The organism is Massilia sp. Mn16-1_5, from assembly GCF_004798585.1.
GTDB lineage: Bacteria > Pseudomonadota > Gammaproteobacteria > Burkholderiales > Burkholderiaceae_D > Telluria.
The window spans coordinates 133,964-151,471 of sequence record NZ_PPXQ01000002.1; the positions used below are offsets into that span (position 1 = coordinate 133,964).

General features: G+C 66.6%; 14 protein-coding genes. 7 read left to right on the forward strand and 7 right to left on the reverse strand.

The window, feature by feature from the left end; genetic code table 11:
* The first annotated feature begins 142 nt into the window (after positions 1-142).
* Positions 143-2,461 carry a sensor histidine kinase gene (locus C2862_RS02680; RefSeq protein WP_136218576.1) on the forward strand — a complete coding sequence of 773 codons (2,319 nt, stop codon included), beginning with the start codon at positions 143-145 and terminating at the stop codon, positions 2,459-2,461.
* Positions 2,462-2,477: 16 nt separating this feature from the next.
* Here the strand turns inward: C2862_RS02680 and C2862_RS02685 are convergent, their stop codons facing one another.
* The 7 genes from C2862_RS02685 to C2862_RS02715 form a co-directional block, all read right to left on the reverse strand.
* Entirely contained in the window at positions 2,478-3,734 is a 1,257-nt protein-coding gene (locus C2862_RS02685; protein WP_136218577.1) for an MFS transporter, read from the reverse strand.
* A 232-nt stretch (positions 3,735-3,966) separates the two neighbouring features.
* Positions 3,967-4,668: a TMEM175 family protein gene (locus C2862_RS02690; protein ID WP_229467257.1), complete on the reverse strand. Its 702-nt coding sequence runs from the start codon at positions 4,666-4,668 to the stop codon at positions 3,967-3,969.
* Positions 4,669-4,824: 156 nt separating this feature from the next.
* Positions 4,825-6,489, reverse strand: coding sequence for a hypothetical protein (locus C2862_RS02695; RefSeq protein ID WP_136218579.1), 1,665 nt, complete (start codon positions 6,487-6,489; stop codon positions 4,825-4,827).
* On the reverse strand, positions 6,486-7,919 hold the full coding sequence (locus C2862_RS02700; protein WP_136218580.1) for a glycosyltransferase family 2 protein: 1,434 nt from the start codon (positions 7,917-7,919) through the stop codon (positions 6,486-6,488). The genes C2862_RS02695 and C2862_RS02700 overlap by 4 nt, the downstream gene beginning before the upstream one ends.
* A 7-nt stretch (positions 7,920-7,926) precedes the next feature.
* On the reverse strand, positions 7,927-8,979 hold the full coding sequence (locus tag C2862_RS02705) for a HEAT repeat domain-containing protein (protein ID WP_136218581.1): 1,053 nt from the start codon (positions 8,977-8,979) through the stop codon (positions 7,927-7,929).
* A gap of 24 nt (positions 8,980-9,003) precedes the next feature.
* Positions 9,004-9,399, reverse strand: coding sequence for a response regulator transcription factor (locus C2862_RS02710; protein ID WP_136218582.1), 396 nt, complete (start codon positions 9,397-9,399; stop codon positions 9,004-9,006).
* A gap of 145 nt (positions 9,400-9,544) precedes the next feature.
* The gene (locus tag C2862_RS02715) at positions 9,545-9,760 is read right to left on the reverse strand and encodes a DUF3820 family protein (protein ID WP_136218583.1); all 216 of its coding nucleotides are present in this window, start codon (positions 9,758-9,760) and stop codon (positions 9,545-9,547) included.
* Between the two features lie 61 nt (positions 9,761-9,821).
* Here C2862_RS02715 and C2862_RS02720 point away from each other — a divergent pair, with 61 nt between their 5' ends.
* From C2862_RS02720 to C2862_RS02745, 6 genes are all read left to right on the forward strand, one after another.
* Positions 9,822-10,241 (forward strand): DUF1810 domain-containing protein, encoded by a 420-nt coding sequence (locus C2862_RS02720; protein ID WP_136218584.1) that lies wholly within the window; start codon positions 9,822-9,824, stop codon positions 10,239-10,241.
* A gap of 117 nt (positions 10,242-10,358) precedes the next feature.
* On the forward strand, positions 10,359-11,852 hold the full coding sequence (locus tag C2862_RS02725) for an NYN domain-containing protein (protein WP_136218585.1): 1,494 nt from the start codon (positions 10,359-10,361) through the stop codon (positions 11,850-11,852).
* Between the two features lie 102 nt (positions 11,853-11,954).
* Positions 11,955-12,392, forward strand: a complete 438-nt coding sequence (locus tag C2862_RS02730; protein WP_229467258.1) for a hypothetical protein — start codon at positions 11,955-11,957, stop codon at positions 12,390-12,392.
* A 72-nt stretch (positions 12,393-12,464) separates the two neighbouring features.
* Positions 12,465-13,934: a sodium:solute symporter gene (locus tag C2862_RS02735; RefSeq protein WP_136218586.1), complete on the forward strand. Its 1,470-nt coding sequence runs from the start codon at positions 12,465-12,467 to the stop codon at positions 13,932-13,934.
* Between the two features lie 25 nt (positions 13,935-13,959).
* On the forward strand, positions 13,960-15,816 hold the full coding sequence (gene sppA / locus C2862_RS02740; protein ID WP_136218587.1) for a signal peptide peptidase SppA: 1,857 nt from the start codon (positions 13,960-13,962) through the stop codon (positions 15,814-15,816).
* Positions 15,817-16,097: 281 nt separating this feature from the next.
* On the forward strand, positions 16,098-17,459 hold the full coding sequence (locus tag C2862_RS02745; RefSeq protein ID WP_136218588.1) for an efflux RND transporter periplasmic adaptor subunit: 1,362 nt from the start codon (positions 16,098-16,100) through the stop codon (positions 17,457-17,459).
* Positions 17,460-17,508: the final 49 nt, after the last annotated feature.

Sequence of the window (17,508 nt, forward strand, 5' to 3'; positions counted from 1 at the left end):
GTTCTGGTGCGGTTGGATGTAACCAGTAAGTATAAGAGAAATCGGCCGCGGCCGTGCGACCGGTGGCCGTGCCAGTCCCCGCGCGCCCCGGCACATGGTACTCTTGCACCATAGTAAATATGTAGTAAATGAGCTGATGCACATGGACCGTTCTTCGACTTCCCAGCCAGCCGCGACTGGCGCCACCGCACGCAAGCCGGCCCGGCGCGGCCTGGGCACCTGGCTGGCGCTGGCCTTCTCGCTGCTGTCGATCTTCCTTACCGTGCTGATGGTCGAGGTGGTCGACGTGGCGGCCACCAGGCAGATCGAGGCCAGTATCGGCCAGGGCTTGCGCGAACTGGCGGTGCAGGCGGCCGACAAGCTCGAACGCGGCATGTACACGCGCTACCGCGAGGTGCGGCTGCTGGCGCAGCGGCGCGACCTGGCACCCGCAAGCAACGACCTGGCCGAGCGCCGGGCGGTGCTGGACAGCATCAAGCAATCCTACGAATACTACGACTGGATCGGCATGGCCGGCCTCGACGGCCGGGTGCAGGTCGCCGCCGGCGGCCTGCTCGAAGGCGCCGACGTATCGCAGCGGCCCTGGTTCGGCAACGCCCTCAAGGGCATCCATGTCGGCGACGTGCACGAGGCGGTGCTGCTGGCCAAACTGTTGCCGCGCCAGGAGGGCGAGCCGCGCCGCTTCGTCGACGTCGCCTTTCCCTACAAGGATGCGCAGGGCAAGACCATCGGCGTGCTCGGCGCCCACCTGTCCTGGCAATGGGCGCGCTCCATCGAGCGTTCGGTAATCGCGCCGCTTGCCACGCGCGGCAAGGTCGACGCCCTGATCATCGGCAACAATGGCACTGTGCTGCTGGGGCCAAGCGGACTGCAGGGCAAGAAGCTGGACCTGCCCAGCCTGCGCGCGGCAGAGCGCCAGGATGCCGGCTACCTGGTCGAGCGCTGGCCGGATGGCACCTCCTATCTGGTGGGTTTCAGCCGCGGCCGCGGTTTCGATGCCTATCCGGGCCTGGGTTGGACCGTGCTGGTGCGCCAGGCCGAGCTCGACGCCTACGCGCCAGCCAGGGAGCTGCGCCGGCGCGCCCTGATCAGCGGGCTGGCGCTGGCGGCGCTGTTCTCGATCGCCGGCGTGGTGCTGGCGCGCTACATCACGCGCCCGCTGGGCCGCCTGGTGAGCGAGGCCGAGCGCATCCGCGGCGGCGAGAACGTGCCGCTCGTGTCGGGACGGGGCAGCTATGTCGAGGTCGAGACCCTGTCCGCCACCCTGAACGCGCTGCTGAGCGACCTGCGCCAGCGCCGCCACGAACTGAAGGGCGTGAACGCCACGCTCGAGGCGCGCGTCGAGGAGCGGACGCGCGAAATGGAGCGCGCCCTGGTTGCCGTGCGCGCCAGCGAACAGCGCATCGGCGCCATCGTCGAGGCGGCCCAGGATGCCTTCGTCGGCGTCGACATGCGCGGGCTGGTCACCGACTGGAACAGCGCGGCCGAGCGCATGTTCGGCTGGAAACGGTCCGAGGTGCTGGGCTGGCCGATGCCGGAACTGATCGTGCCCGAGCGCTTCCGCCCCAGCACCTATAAAGCGATCGAGATGGTGCGCGCGACCGGCTACAGCCCGCTGCTCGAGCGCCGCGTCGAGCGCCTGGTGATCGACCGCCAGGGCGTCGAATTCCCGATCGAGATGACGGCCGGGCTGGCCAGCGGCGGCGAGGGCAGCTTCTTTGCCGTCTTCCTGCACGACATCTCCGAGCGCAGGAAAGTCGAGCAGCTGAAAAGCGAATTCGTCGCCACCGTCTCGCACGAACTGCGCACCCCGCTGACCTCGATCCGCGCTTCGCTCTCGATGCTGGCCGACGGCATCGCGGGCGACTTGCCGCCCGATGTCGCCGGCCTGGTCATGATCGCGCACGACAGTTGCGAGCGCCTCGTGCGCCTGGTGAACGACGTGCTCGACATCCAGAAGATCGAGGCCGGCAGCATGCAGTTCGAGCGCCACGCCCAGCCGCTGCTGCCGGTGGCCGAGCATGCGCTGGCCGGGATGCAGGGATACGCGGGCCAGATGGGCGTCGTCCTGCAGCTGGAGTGCGACCCGGCCGCGCGCGACCTGTCGGCTGCGATCGACCACGACCGCCTGGTGCAGGTGCTGACGAACCTGCTGTCGAATGCGATCAAGTTCTCGCCGCGCGGCGGCCGCGTGACGCTGGCGCTGTGCCTGCATGCGGGCCGCGCGCGCCTCTCGGTGCGCGACCAGGGCAGCGGCATCCCGCCGGCCTTCCAGCCGCGCGTGTTCCAGCGATTTGCCCAGGCTGATGGCGCCGATACGCGCCAGAAGGGCGGCACGGGGCTGGGGCTGTCGATCAGCAAGAGCCTGGTCGAGGAACATGGCGGGCAGATCAGTTTCGAGACGGCGCCGGGTGCCGGGACGACTTTCCATGTCGATTTGCCGCTGGCGCCGGCGCCGTGAAACCAGAAAGTAAAGCTCAGACCGCCGCAGCCTGGCGCCCTTGGAGTTCCTTGTTGACTTGCGTGACCAGGAACGCGGCCACGATGGTGGTACCGACGACCACGTAGCCGACGTGCGGGAAGCCTTGCAGCTTGCCGTTTGCACCCGTGCTGACGAGGTGGCCGGCGATGATGGCGGCCAGGCCGCCGGACAATTGCTGCAGCGAGGAGCTGATGGCATTGAACGAGCCTCGCATATGCTGCTCGGGGACCGACGCTGCCAAGGCCTGGTACGGAATCATGCGCGAGAAAATGCCGAGGAACATGACGACATTCACGGCGATCACGACCGGCAAGGGCACGGGCGGCAGGTGCGTGTAGGTCAGCACCATGACGATCGTCACCGCGGTGCCGAAATAAAACACAGGCATCTTGCCGAATCGATCGGCCAGCTTTCCGATCAGCGGACCCACGAAAATCGTGCACAGCCCCGTGATCAGATAAATCGTCGGCAGGCGGTCCAGGCCGATGCCCAGGTTGTTGACGGTGAAGACGCTGCTGAACGGCATCAGCATGAAGCCGCCGGTGGCGAGTAAACACGTGGTGGCCAGTGCAGGCAAGTGGCGCCGATCGGTTACGGTGGCGATCAGGTGTTGCAATGCGTTCGAGCGTGACTGTCCTTGCAGGTGAGCGTCGACCGGTTGCAGGCGCCAGGCGAGCACGACGCCGCCTATGGCGCCGATGCCGACGATGAGGAAAAACGGTGCATGCCAGCTGAAATGGTTCGATAAATACAGCGCGACCGGGATGCCCATCACCTGGCTTGCGGCGAACGCGGTCTGGATGATGCCCATCACGCGGCCGCGCAAATTGGGCGCAAACAGGTCGGTAGCAATGGCCAGCAACACCGAGCCGATCACGCCGCCGAAGAGGCCGGTGACGATGCGCGCGGCCAGCATCGCTTCGAACGAGCGCGCCAGGCCGCACCACAGCGTGCCGCAGATGAAACCGGCATAGAAGAACAACAGTAATTTCTTGCGGTCGAAGCGGTCGGCAAAGCCTGCTGCCAGCAAGCCGGACAGGCCGGCACTGAACGCATACGCCGACACCACGATGCCGAAGCGCGCCGGCGAAATGCCGAGTGAGGGCATGATCACAGCGCCGAGCGGCGACATCACCATGAAGTCGAGGATGACGGCGAACTGCAGAAAGGCAAGCAGGCCGGCCACGAACTTCTGGTAGCCGGTGAACGGGACGGTGGCGGGTTGAGCGGTTTTCTTATCGAGGGCTAGCATGAAGTTCCTGGTTGACGTGAGCGCCCCTGCGCGCTGCGATACGCGGGCAATGCCGCAATATACTGAATTTCGGCCTTTTGCTCATTTGCTCCCGTACGTTGCCGGCCGAAGGCGCTTTCGGCGGACTCGATGTCCGCTCACGACCCGCAAAGCGGACGTGCCGACAGCACAGCTTCTTCCCCCGCTCGCGGGGCGCTGGCAGATCGTGCGCTTCACTTGAACTCCACATTAGCTACTTGTTCGATTTCTCAGCCTCGTTCGGCTCCTCTCCGGGTTTGTAGCGTGGCGCGGGTTGTGGCAGGAGGAAGAAGGCAACGCACAGTAGTGCAATGGCCACTCCGATGCGCGGCGCCACGATCACAAGGGGAACTGCAGCGATCTGGACCAGCGTCGCAGCGCCGTAGCGGCGCGTCATCTGCTGGAGGAAATCGGGCGCCAACCGTTCGTCCATCAGCCTGCGGCCTGGCATTGCATAGAACCATTTCGACATCCAGGCGGAGGCAGTCAGGGCAAGACCGGTAACCAGGGTCACTGACGCGACGGGCTCGAAGCCCGTGCCGAGGTGGAAGCACCAGACGCGGATTGGATAAGGAATGACAATGATCGCCAGTATGAACAGGAGGTTGATCGTGCCGAACCAGTGATCAGTCTTGGCATAAATGCGACCCGTATAATGGTGCTGCAGCCAGTAGGCGCCGATCACGACATAGCAGAGAACAAGCGCGAGAAATTCGCGCCACTGCTCCGCCATGGCGCGTGCCAGGTCGCTGTAGCCATGTGCGCCCTCGGGAGATCCGGGGACCTTGATCTCGACGATCAGCAGGGTCAGCGCGATTGCGAAAACCGCGTCGCTGAATCCCTCGAAGCGGTCAAGTCCGCGCTCGGCACCATGCGTTTCCGCGTCGGTCAATTGGTTACGTTTATTGCGTAACATCATCTGAGTCCTTTCTCGCATACCGGAGCCGCCCCGAGCAAATTAGGCGCTCAAAGTATGACCGCTTTTGGCCGTTAGCGACGCTCCGAGTGGCTCAGTGTACGCACTTCGCTGCTTTCCGGGTAAAGAAGGGTAGATCACTACCTCTTATGCCCGTCATTGCCAGCGCCAACCGTGCAGCGCCAGCCCCCCGAACGAGGACCAGGCCGAGAAATCGCGCTCCAGCCGCGGCAGCAGCGCGCGCAGCCGCTCCGGATTGCCGTGGAAGCTGGTGGCGCTGCCGTCCAGCGTACGCTCGCCCGAGAGGCGATACAGGGTGCCGGCCGTGGTTTTTACCGGCTGGCGCAGCAGCACCAGTACCGGCGTTTTGCCGACCTGCGCCACCAGCAGCGATCCTGACTCGTCGGCGTCGGCCCGCACGTAGCGCCGTTGCAGTTCCGGCGCTACCCGGCCGGCTTCCAGGGCAATGTGCACGCCCTTGCCGTGCCGGGTACCCCAGTCGAGGAAGGGCACGGCGAAGCGGACAATCTGGTCCGGATCGGTGCGGTAGTCCATCACGGCCAGGCCGTCGGACGTTTTCGCCAGGCCGTCGAGCAGGGCGCGCTTGTCCCACCACCAGAAGGGCACGACGAATTCAAGCGGCATGCCGCCGGCCGCCGCATGCAGCGCCTGCGCCATGGCCAGGTATTCGCGGTCGCGCAGGTCCGGGTCCAGCACGGTGTCGTCCAGCAGATAAGGTTCGACGTCGAACTGCATGGCGCGCAGGCGTTCCTCGGGTTTCGCGGCGCGGTTGTAGGCGGCGTAGGCGCGGGCGCGGTCCACGGTGGCGGCGCGCTGCGAGGGCAGCACCATGTGCGGGTCGCCTTCGACCGCCGTGACGGCGATGCCGGCCTGCCCGGCGCGGCGCACGAAGGCAGCCAGGCGGTCCGGTTCACGTACGCGGGCGCCCTCGAGCGGCACGACGATGAACAGTTCGCGCACGGCTTCGCGCCTGGCCCAGGCCAGCAGCGCATCGGGCTTGTCACGCCATTCGGCGCGTTCCCAGATCCAGGTGGCGCGTGGTTGCGGCTTCCCGGGGACAGGTTCCAGGCTCAGCGCATCCAGCGTGAGCGTGGCAGCGTTCGATGGGCACAGGAGCACGAACTGGCGCCAGCCGGCACGATCGAGCGCGGCCGGCAGCGCCAGCGTGGCTGCGCCCTTGGCGGCATCGAGGTCGCCGAGCGCATGGGAGGTTTCGCGCGCAGCCGAGGCCTCGTCCGCGGCCTGCAGGCTGAACGTACCATTGGCGCTGTAGCGCGCCGCCAGGCGCAGTTCGGCCAGCGGCAGCTGCCAGGGACCGTCGATCAGCACCCCGGCCGCGCGCGTGCCGGCGCCGCAAGCCAGGCGCAGCTTGCCGTCGGCATGCTCGGCGCGCACCCGCTCTTCCACTCCGAACGGACGCACGCGCGCTTCACCCAGCAAGTTGGCGCGCAGCGGTACCGGGCGCCGCTGCGGCACGGCGCCGGGCCGGTCGGGTTGCGGCAGGTCGTGGCTGGATGGCGCGAACGGCTTGTTGCCGACCGCGCCATAGAGCAGGATGGTGCGCGCCGGCGTATCGCCGGGGGCGAGCGGATACAGGCTTTCCACCTGGGACGCATCGACGCCGAGCGCGCTCGCGCGACAGCCCGGCAGTTGCGGCGCGCTGCTTACCGCCAGCACGCTGCCGTCCGCCAACTTGACCTGCACGCCGTCCTTCGGCGCCGCGTCGGCCGGGCACAGGTGCAGGTAAGCGGCGTGCGCGGAAGACGACATCAGGAGCAAAGCGGCCAGCAGCGCTTTCATGGCCCGCGGGGCGGCACGCCGGCGCCTTCCTCGCCGATGCCCTTGCGTTTCATCGCACCCCAGGTCGCCTCCTTCTGGCGCAGCCAGCGCCACAGGCCGACCAGGCGCCACCAGGTATTGAGCTGGCGGTAGCCGAAGTTCTCGAGGATCACGATCAATCCCAGCATGAGCAGCTGCTTGCCGCGCGGGTAGAGGTGGAAGGACATCTCTTCCAGCAGCAGCCCGGACGCCGACAGCAAAATGCCCAGTCCCAGCGCCACGAACAGGAAGGCGCCAAAGGCTTCCCAGGAGATCGCGCCGGTGAGGAAGGCAAAGACCATGAAGATGTAGCCGCCCAGTTCGATCACCGGTCCGAGCCACTCGAAGAACAGCATGAAGGGAAACGCGACCCAGCCGGCGACGCCGCCGTTACGCGAGAACATCAGGCCCCAGTTCGCGTTCAGGCTTTCGGCCAGGCCGCGCTGCCAGCGCACGCGCTGGTTCTTCAGCGTCGCCATGTCTTCCGGGGCTTCGGTCCAGCACACCGGATCGGGCACGAATTCGATGCGGTAGGGCTGGCCCTTTTCACGCAGGGTGCGGTGCATGCGCACGACGAGTTCCATGTCTTCGCCGATAGTATTCGGGCGGTAGCCGCCGGCCAGCACCACGGCATCCTTCTTGAAGATGCCGAAGGCGCCCGAGATGATCAGCATGCCGTTCAGCGCCGACCAGCCGAGGCGCCCGAACAGGAAGGCGCGCAGGTATTCGACCACCTGGAACAGCGCCAGCGGGCTGCGCGGCAGGCCGACCTTGGTCAGGAAACCGCCGCTGACTTCGCAGCCGTTGGCCACGCGCACGGTACCGCCGGTGGCGACCATGGTCGGGTCGCGCAGGAAGGGCTCCGTCACTTTCGCCAGGCTGTCGCGCTGCAGGATGGAGTCGGCGTCGACGCCGCAGAACAGCGGATAGCGCGAGGCGTTGATGCCGGCGTTGAGCGAGTCGGCCTTGCCGCCGTTGACCTTGTCGATCACGCGCACGTTCGGGTAGCGCGTGGAGCGGTAGATCTGGCGCACCTCCTTGGTCGGGATCGTGCGGCGGTAGGCTTCGGGGAAGGGCAGCAGGGCGAACTCGCGCTGCAGCACTTCCAGGGTCTTGTCCTTCGAGCCGTCGTTGATGATCACGATCTCGAATTCGGCGTAGCTCAGCTGCAGCATCGAGCGGATCGAGGCGGCGATCGTCGCTTCCTCGTTGTAGGCGGGGACCAGGATGCTGACCGGCGGCTCCAGGCCGGAGTACGCCCGCGGCAGGTCGCCCAGGAACTGCTCCTGGCCACGCCGGTGCAATGCCCGCAGCGAGAATAGGTTTAATAACAAGTAGCCGCCGTTCAGCGCCACGAAGAAGCAGAGCACGAACCAGGTGACGAAGGCGACGATGACGTGTTCGGTATTCATGCGAGGCTCACTTGTTGGCGCTTTCGGCCAGCGCCTGCGACAGCATGTCGGCGGCGAAGCGGTCGGTCAGGGAGGCGCGCAGGACGTCCAGGTCGGCGCGCGACAGCGCCGGCAGTTCGAGCAGGGCTTCGGCGGCGCGGTAGCGCACCCACCATTCGCGGTCGCCCAGCAGCTGCACGAGGCGCTCGGCGTCGGCGCGTTCGCCGACCCGGCCCAGCGCGCGCGCCGCCTGCACCCGCACCTGCCAGTCCGCGTGCGCCAGCAGCGCGCGCACCTCAAGCAGGGTCTCGGGCGTGCGCACCCCACGCAGTCCGGCGATCACGACCGGCATCGACGGGCTGCGCAGCGCCGCGCCCAGCACGGCGCCCGGCAGCGCCAGGTGCAGGGCCTCGGCGATGCGCAGCGCGCGCGGCAGCTTGTCCTCACCCAGCTGCGGCAGCAGGCGCGTCAGCGCGGCGGCTGCAGGTTCCGTCGCCTGCTGCAGGATGCCGGCCGCCAGCGACAGCGCCCATTCCTCGCGCGCGATGAAGAGCGGGACCATGTAGTCGGCGGCGGCGGGCGGATCGACCCGCACCAGCGCCCAGAGTGCGGTCAGCGCGACCGTGTTGTCGGGCTGTTCGGCCATGCGCAGCAGGGCCGGCCAGGCTTCGCGGTCGTGCAGGTGGCCCAGCACCAGGGCCGACAGCAGGCGCGCCGGCCGGCTGCCGCGCACCAGCAGGCCGCGCGCGTAGGCGTCGATGCCGAGGCGGCGTGCCACTTCGTTCAGCGCCTCGTTGGCTTCGCCGCGCAGGGAACCCTGCAGGTGAGCCCACAGGCGCAGGAAGGGCAGGCGCTCGGCGCGGCGCAGCGGCGGCAGGCTGTCCGGCATCTCGCCGACGATGGCGGCATTCAGCAGCGGGCGCCAGCGCGCCAGCGCCCGTGCGTCGCTGCGCTGGCGCCGGCGCAGCATCAGGCGCATGCCGATGATCTGCAGGCCCAGCAGCAGGGTCAGGAGCAGCGCCGCGAAGCCGGTCCAGAGGGCGGCGGCGATGAAGGTGTCGGGGTTGGTGGCCGGGGTCAAAGGCGCGTCCTTGCCGCTGCGCCGTCAGGTGCTTGGGCGCAGGAAGCGGCGCACGCGGGCCAGCAGTTCCTGCGGCTGGAAGGGCTTGATGACGAAGTCGTTGGCGCCGGCGTCGAGCGCGCGCACGGTGTCGCGCTCGGTGTTCTTCGCGGTCAGCATCAGCACCGGCACGTCGCGCCAGCTTTCCTGCGAGCGGATCAGCTGCACGATCTCGAAACCGTCCACGTAGGGCAGCATCACGTCGAGCAGGACCAGGGCCGGCGGCTCCGCGGCCACGATGTGCTGCGACGCGGCGCGTCCGTCGGCCATGTGCACCACCTGGTAGCCCTGGCGTTCCAGCATGAAGCGCAGGACCTGGGAGATGTGTTCGTCGTCCTCGACGACGAGGACGGTCGAGGCGGTGGTCGGATGTGTTTGCATGCGCTCTGGATGACGTAAAGATAGAAGTGATTATAGCCAAGCACTCCGCCCCGGTCGCGCCATGCCTTCCCTGGCGCGGCGGGACAAAGCCGGTACGCCGCTTGAGCGTTGCTATGCAGCAACGCAAGTCTGGCATGCAGCGGCCTTAGCGGGCGCCACGCAGCGGCTCGAGCAGTCCGCGCAGGTCGTTATGGTCGAGCTCGTACATCAGTTCCAGCAGTTCGCCCAGTTCACCGCGCGGAAAGCCTTCGCGCGCGAGCCAGCCGAGGTAATGGCCGGGCAGGTCGGCGATCTTGCGGCCTTCGTATTTCCCGTAGGGCATGTCGCGGGTGAGCAGCAGGAGCAGGTGTTCGGGTTTCATGGTGGCGCCACTTTAGCAAAAACGACGAAAGAGGTAGGATGAATATTCTTGGGAGATCGCCATGAACCATGAATTCGACCTCGACCGCTTCGTCGCCGCCCAGGATCCCGTGTACTCCGACGTCCTGGCCGAACTGCGCACCGGCAAGAAGCGCACCCACTGGATGTGGTTCGTCTTCCCGCAGATCGCCGGCCTGGGCCGGAGCGAGATGGCGCGGAAGTACGCGATTCGCTCGGGCGACGAAGCCGCCGCCTACCTGGCCCACCCGGTACTGGGGCCGCGCCTGCGCGAGTGCGCGCGCCTGGTCGCCACCCACCGCGACATGGACATCGGCGCGATCTTCGACGGTCCCGACGACCGCAAATTCCATTCTTCGATGACCCTGTTCGCCGATGTCGCTCCGGACGAGGCCGTGTTCCAGACCTGTCTCGACCAGTTTTTCGACGGCCTGCCCGACTCGGCCACGCTGGCGCGGCTCTGAGCGCGCCGGTCTCCCGGCGGCGATGCCCGCCAATACGGCCCCATGCGCTGGGCAAGCCCATCTTGTGCGTATAATCCGCCGGGTGTCCGACCCTCTTTATTATTGAAAATAACAAACATGGCTTCATCCGATAACATCAGCATGGCGGTGTTCTGCGATTTCGAGAACGTAGCGCTGGGCGTACGCGACGCCAACTACGAGAAATTCGACATCAAGCCCGTGCTCGAACGCCTGCTGCTCAAGGGCAGCATCGTGGTCAAGAAAGCCTATTGCGACTGGGACCGCTACAAGGGCTTCAAGTCGACGATGCACGAAGCGAATTTCGAGTTGATCGAGATCCCGCACGTGCGCCAGTCGGGCAAGAATTCGGCCGACATCCGCCTCGTCGTCGACGCGCTCGACCTGTGCTACACCAAGTCCCACGTGAATACCTTCGTGATCATCAGCGGCGACTCCGACTTCTCGCCGCTGGTTTCCAAGCTGCGCGAGAACGCCAAGCAGGTGATCGGCGTCGGCGTCAAGCAGTCGACCTCCGACCTGCTGGTCGCCAACTGCGACGAATTCATCTTCTACGACGACCTGGTGCGCGAGGTGCGCCGCGCTGCCGCGAAACGCGACGAACGCAAGGCCCAGCCGCAAAAGCGGCCAAGTGGAGACGACCGCCGCAAGGAAGAGCTGGAAGCGCGCAAGACGCAGGCCCTGGAAATGGTGGTCGAGACCTTCGACGCGCTGGTATCCGAACGTGGCGACACGGGCAAGATCTGGGCTTCGCTGCTGAAGGACACCCTGAAGCGCCGCCGTCCGGAATTCTCCGAGGTGTATTACGGCTTCCGCACCTTCGGCAACCTGCTCGAAGAAGCACAGGTGCGCGGCCTGTTCGAGTTCGGCCGCGACGAAAAGTCGGGCACCTATGTCTATCGCAGCACCAGCGCTGCCGCCGCCGTGCCTGCCGAAGGGCCGACCATGGCCGAGACCATCCTGGCCGCGCCGGAAGCGCTGGCCGAGGGTGAGGAAGCACCGGCACCGGTCGAGGCGAAGGAAGAAGGCAAGAGCAAGGGCCGCACCCGCGGCGGACGCGGACGCAAGAATGCGCGTACCGAAGCGCCGTTCGTGGCGGTGACGCCGGACGAAGTGGCCGAGGTGGCCGACGAAGCCGAGGCCGCGCCGGCGGAGGAAGCGGCCGCAGATGCGGGCATGGAAGCCTGGCCGGCCCCGGCCGCGCTGGAAGAGGTGGTCGCCGCCGTCGAACCGGCCGTGCTGGAAGAAGCCCCGGCGCCGGCGAAGAAGGAACGCCGCCGCACGCCGCGCAAGCCGACGGCCAAGCAGCTGGCCGCGCAGGCCGAGGAAGCATCCGCGCCGGAAGCCCCGCAGGTCGATGCGGTGCCGGCGGCCGATGTGCCTGTGGCCGAGATCGCAGCGCCGGTCGCCACGCTGGCTGAGGACGACGACGAATACGTCTTGCCCGATGACGTCAACGGTAACGTGGCACGGGACGAGAACGGCGCCGCCCGTCCGAAATCCGGGCGCGGCGGTTCAAGCCGTCCGGCACGCAAGCCTGCGGCACGCAGCCGCCGCCCGGCCAAGCCGAAAGCGGCGCCGGAAAAGGGCTGACCGGCGTAGGATCGGCACAGTGGCAAGCGGCGCGCGAGGGGAGCGATTCCATCCCGCGCGCCCGGCTGGATCGATCACACAACCGTCGTAAAAGGAGCTGTCATGCGTGCGCTTGCCGGATTGCTGCTGTCCTTCCTTGCCCTCGCCAGTGCGCCGCTCGCCGCCGCCGCGCCGCCTGCGCCCCTGGCAAATCACCCCATCCTCGGCATCTGGCGCCTGGCGCTGCCCGAACTCCACTGCATCGAAACCTACCGCTTCCGCGGCGACGGCACCACCCTGGTGACGAGCAAGGAAGAAATCTCCGAAAGCGAATACCGCATCCCCGACAAGCCGAGCGCCAAGGGCTTCTACAAACTGGAGGACCGCATCGTCAAGGACAACGGCAAGAAGGATTGCTCGGGCGAGATCATGAAGGTCGGCACCCAGGCCACCAATTTCGTACGCTTCCACCCGTCGGGGGCGCTGTTCCTGATGTGCAGCGACGAGACGATGGAGGCCTGCATCGGGCCGTTCGAGCGGGTGGAGGGTGAGGAGGCGTGACCGGGCGCCGGTGGCCGCAGGTCCGTTGTGGGTGTATATTGCTGGGCGAATCATCATCACCCACGGAAACACATGTCCCCGGTTCTTCTCTTCTGCATCCTCATCGGCTATTTCGCGCTCCTGCTCGGCGTCGCCTGGGCCACCTCCCGCAACGCCAACAACGACAGCTTCTTCATCGGTAACAAGAGCAGCAACTGGATGCTGGTCGCCTTCGGCATGGTCGGCACCACGCTCTCCGGCGCCACCTTCATCAGCGTGCCCGGCGCCGTCGGCAAGGACGCCTTCGGCTATGGCCAGATCCTGATCGGCTATATCTTCGGCTACATCGCGGTGGCCTATATCCTGCTGCCGCTGTACTACCGCCTGAAACTGACCTCGATCTACCATTACCTGGACGTGCGCCTGGGACGGCGCGCCTACCAGAGCGGGGCCGGCTTCTTCATCGTGTCGCGCCTGCTCGGTTCCACTGCGCGGCTCTACCTGGTCGTCAACATCCTGCAAGCGATCATCCTCGACAGCCTGGGCGTGCCGTTCTGGCTCACCACGCTCGTGATCCTGGCCATGATCCTGATGTACACCTACCAGGGCGGCGTGAAGACCATCGTCTGGACCGATACCCTGCAGACCACCTGCATGCTGTTCGGCCTGTTCGCCTGCGCCTGGTTCCTGCTGGGCGAACTGGGCATGTCGATTCCGGACAGCCTGAACGCCATGCAGTCGCAGGGGCTGGCGCGCATCTTCACCTGGGATGTCGACAGCCCGAATTTCTTCTGGAAGCAGTTCGTCGCCGGCATCTTCATCGTGCTGACGATGACGGGCATGGACCAGGAGATGATGCAGAAGACGATCTCGGTGAAAACCCTGGCCGACTCGCAAAAGAACCTGCTGAGCCTGACGCTGGTGCTGACCATCGTGCTCTCGTCCTTCCTGTTCCTGGGCGGCTTGCTCTACCTGTACGCGCCGCTGGCGGGCGTGACGGCGACCGGCGACAAGATCTTCCCTGCCGTCGTGATGGGCCATCTGCCGGCCGCCGTACAGATCATCTTCCTGATCGCGCTGGTCTCGGCCCTGTTCCCGAGTGCCGACGGGGCGATCACGGCGCTGACCTCGACCTTCTGCATCGACATCCTCGGCATCAAGCGCCGTCCGGACCTTGACGTAGCAAGCCAGGAACGCCTGCGCCGCCGCGTCCACCTCGGCTTCGCCCTGCTGTTCCTGGTGCTGGTGCTGGGCTTCAAGGCGGTCGACGAGCCGAGCATGATCGGCGTGATCCTGAAACTGGCGGCCTACACCTATGGGCCGCTGCTGGGCCTGTTCGCCTTCGGCATGCTCACCAAGCGCTCGCTGACCGACCGCCTGGTGCCTTACGTCACCGTCGGGGCGCCGATTCTTTGCGCGATCCTTGAGTTCTATCAGCAATACTTGCTCGGCAGCTATCGGCTGGGACTTGAACTGTTGATGGTCAATGGCATACTCGTATTCGCCGGTCTCTTTGCGATCTCGCACAAAGAGACGGCAGACAAAGTCACTGTGACAGCTTGACGTCCCCCTTTTTAGCGGAGTTCCGATGTCCTTCAAACCCCTGAGTTCCCTGCGCCGCGGTATCGGCATGTTCTGGCGCGGTCTAGACACCACGCGTCGCTTCGTGTTGAACAGCCTGTTCCTGCTGGTCGTGGTCGTGCTGCTGGTGGCAATCTTCACCGGCGGCCCCAAGCCGCTCGTCTCGAAAACGGCGCTCGTGCTCGAACTGCGCGGCGACCTGGTCGAAGAGCATACGGGCGGCCTGCGCGACGCGCTGCTGGCCAACGTCGGCGGCGAAGTGAGGCGGATGGTGGAATTGCGCGACCTGCTGGTCGTGCTCGACGCCGCCGCCAAGGACAAGAACATCAGCAGCGTGGTCCTGCTGCTCGACGAACTCGACGGCGGTGGCCTGGCCATGCTGCACGAGGTCGGCGCCGCGATCGACCGCGTCAAGGCGGCCGGCAAGCCCGTGATCGCCTGGGGCGGCAGCTTCGACCAGAAGCGCTACCTGCTCGCCTCGCACGCCAGCGAAGTATATGTGCACCCGATGGGCATGGTGCTGATCGAAGGTTTTGGACGTCACCGCAATTACTACCGCGAAGCCCTCGACAAGCTGGGCGTCACGGTCAACCTGATGAAGGTCGGCACCTACAAGAGCTTTGCCGAGCCTTATATCAGCAACGGTCCGTCGCAGGCGGCCGTCGAGGCCGATACCTTCCTGTACGGCGCGCTGTGGAACGGCTACACGGCGCTTGTGGAGAAGAACCGCAAGCTGCCGCTTGGTGCCGTCGCACGCGGCATCGACCAACTGCCGCAGCTGATGGAAGCCACCGGCGGTAACGCGGCCCAGGTGGCCGTCAACCTGAAACTCGTCGACGGCATTAGAACGAAGGACGAAGTGCGCGCGATGATGATCAAGCGTGGCGTGTACGAGGAGTCGACCAAGACCTTCCGCCAGGTGTCCTTCGCCGACTACCTCGCCCGCAATCCGCAGAAGGCTTTCGGCGACGCGGTCGGCGTGATCGTCGCGGCCGGCGAGATCACCGAAGGGCAGGGCGGCCCCGGCGTCGTCGGCGGCGTCTCGACCGCCAACCAGATCCGCCGCGCGCGCGAGGACGACTCGGTCAAGGCGGTGGTGCTACGCGTCGATTCGCCCGGCGGCAGTGCCTATGGCTCGGAGCTGATCCGGCGCGAACTGGAACTGACGCGCGCGGCCGGCAAGCCGGTCGTGGTTTCGATGGGCAGCGTGGCGGCATCCGGCGGCTACTGGATCTCGATGGCGGCCGACGAGGTCATCGCCGATCCGGCCACCATCACCGGCTCGATCGGGGTGTTCGCCATCCTGCCGACCGCCGACAAGGTCGCCGACAAGCTGGGCGTGCGTACCGCCGGCGTGACCACCACCTGGCTGGCCGACGCCTACAACCCGCTGCGTCCGCTCGATCCGCGCTTCGGCCAGTTGGTGCAAGCCAGCATCAACAACGTCTACCGCGAGTTCACCACGCGCGCCGCCGCCGCCCGCAAGACCACGCAGGCGAAGATCGACGAAGTCGGCCAGGGCCGGGTCTGGACCGGCACGCAAGCCAAGGAACGCGGCCTGGTCGACACCCTGGGCAGCTACGGCGACGCGCTGCGCTCGGCCGCCAAGCGCGCCAAACTGGGCGACGATTTCCGCGTCGCCTATGTCCAGCGTGCCGAGTCGAGCCTGGAACGCTTCCTGTCGCTGCTGGGCGTGTCCGATGTCCAGGCCATCCGGATCCAGGTCAAGCTGGGCATGCTGCCGGACGCGCTGCCGGCTGGCGCCGTCGCCGGCGTGGCGAAAGACCTGGGCTGGCTGTCGGACTTGGCAGAGGGCAAGAAGCCGTTCGCGGCCGTGACCCATTGCCTGTGCGAATTGCCATGAGCGCGAGCCCGTAAAGCCATGTAGCGGTTTTGTATCGGCTGTTACAAATTAAGTAGGAATCCAAAGCGGGCCCCGGTTTACCGGGGTCCGCTTTTTCATGCATCTTCCTTGTACTTCTTCCTATGGTGTAAAGCGGTGTAAAGACCCGGCGGACGGGGAAAAAAGCATAGATTTTGACCGCCGCGCTATGTACGTTACGAAACATATCCTTCGTGTGGGCCATGCTACATTCCAAGCTGATTAATTGTGCATTTGTCAGCAAGCCGACATCAAGGATGAGCATGGATTCCACCGTATCCCCGAACAAGACTCCGAATCCCCCAACGCGTCCCAAGAAGCGCAGCAAGATCATCGGCAGCATCATTGCCGTGCTCAGCATGATCGCGCTCGGAGCGCTCGCCTGGTACCTGACCCATCGCACGCCGCAGGGCGCGGGTGCCGCCGGTCCCGGTGCCGCGGCGGGGGCGCGCGGCGGGGCGGGGGCCGGTCCGGGCGGTGGCGGGGGCGGCGGTGGTCCGGGCGGCGGCGGCAGGCGCGGCGCTCCGGCCACGACGGTCGGCGTCGCAACGGCCGAACAGGTCGACATCCCGGTCACCCTGGAGGCGCTGGGCACGGTGACGCCGGCGGCGGTGGCCACGGTGCGTCCACAGGTCTCCGGCGTGCTCCAGAAGATCAACTTCACCGAAGGGCAGATCGTCAAAGCCGGCCAGGTGCTGGCCACGATCGATCCGCGCCAGTCGGAAATCGCGCTGCTGCAGGCCACCGGCCAGCGCCAGCGCGACGAAGCCCAGCTGGAAAACGCGCGCCTGCTGCTGTCGCGTTACCGCACCCTGCTCGAACAGGACTCGATCGCGCGCCAGGAAGTCGATACCCAGGCCGCGCTGGTGCGCCAGCTCGAGGCAACCGTGAAGACCGATACCGCCGCCGAAAACCTGGCGCGCCTGAACCTGAGCTATGCGCAGGTGAAGGCGCCGATCTCCGGGCGCGTCGGCCTGCGCACCGTGGACATCGGCAACCTCGTCTCCAGCGGCGACGCCAACGGCATTGCCGTCATCACCCAGTTCTCGCCGATCGACGTCGAATTCGCCGTGCCCCAGGACCAGGTGCCTGAGCTGCAGGGGCGCATCGCCCAGAACGCAAAGCTGCCCGCCACGGCGCTCGACCGTACGCGCAGCAGCACGCTCGCGACCGGCCGCTTCGCCGCGCTCGACAACCAGGTTGATACCCAGACCGGCACCGTGCGCGCCAAGGCCAGGTTCGAGAACGCCGACAACAAGCTGTTCCCGAGCCAGTTCGTCAACCTGCGCCTGGAAGTGCGCACCATCGAAGATGCCGTGGTCGTGCCGGTCAACGCGATCCGCCACGGCGCCAACGGCGATTTCGTCTACGTGCTCAACCCGCAGGCGAAGACGGTGGCGCTGCGCACGGTCACGCGCGGCCAGGCCTTCGGCGACAAGGTGCAGGTCGCGACCGGCCTGAAGGCGGGCGAGCAGGTGATCACGGAAGGCGCGGACCGCCTGAAGGATGGCGCGAAGGTGACCTTGCCGGGTGACCGGCCGCAAGGCGCAGCCGGTGGCCGCCAGGGCGGACAGGGTGCGCAGGGCGAACGTCCGCGCCGCCAGCGCGAAGGAAGCACGCAATGATGAAGATCGTAGGGTGGGCACCCCGTGCCCACGCGGACGTGCGCGAGGT

Bases quoted from the DNA above. Each gene is read 5' to 3' on its own strand.
- C2862_RS02680 (WP_136218576.1), top strand. From the start codon at position 143: ATGGACCGTTCTTCGACTTCCCAGCCAGCCGCGACTGGCGCCACCGCA.
- C2862_RS02715 (WP_136218583.1), bottom strand. From the start codon at position 9,760: ATGAAACCCGAACACCTGCTCCTGCTGCTCACCCGCGACATGCCCTAC.
- C2862_RS02695 (WP_136218579.1), bottom strand. From the start codon at position 6,489: ATGAAAGCGCTGCTGGCCGCTTTGCTCCTGATGTCGTCTTCCGCGCAC.
- C2862_RS02735 (WP_136218586.1), top strand. From the start codon at position 12,465: ATGTCCCCGGTTCTTCTCTTCTGCATCCTCATCGGCTATTTCGCGCTC.
- C2862_RS02745 (WP_136218588.1), top strand. From the start codon at position 16,098: ATGGATTCCACCGTATCCCCGAACAAGACTCCGAATCCCCCAACGCGT.
- C2862_RS02685 (WP_136218577.1), bottom strand. From the start codon at position 3,734: ATGCTAGCCCTCGATAAGAAAACCGCTCAACCCGCCACCGTCCCGTTC.
- C2862_RS02690 (WP_229467257.1), bottom strand. From the start codon at position 4,668: ATGTTACGCAATAAACGTAACCAATTGACCGACGCGGAAACGCATGGT.
- C2862_RS02720 (WP_136218584.1), top strand. From the start codon at position 9,822: ATGAACCATGAATTCGACCTCGACCGCTTCGTCGCCGCCCAGGATCCC.
- sppA (WP_136218587.1), top strand. From the start codon at position 13,960: ATGTCCTTCAAACCCCTGAGTTCCCTGCGCCGCGGTATCGGCATGTTC.
- C2862_RS02730 (WP_229467258.1), top strand. From the start codon at position 11,955: ATGCGTGCGCTTGCCGGATTGCTGCTGTCCTTCCTTGCCCTCGCCAGT.
- C2862_RS02700 (WP_136218580.1), bottom strand. From the start codon at position 7,919: ATGAATACCGAACACGTCATCGTCGCCTTCGTCACCTGGTTCGTGCTC.
- C2862_RS02710 (WP_136218582.1), bottom strand. From the start codon at position 9,399: ATGCAAACACATCCGACCACCGCCTCGACCGTCCTCGTCGTCGAGGAC.
- C2862_RS02725 (WP_136218585.1), top strand. From the start codon at position 10,359: ATGGCTTCATCCGATAACATCAGCATGGCGGTGTTCTGCGATTTCGAG.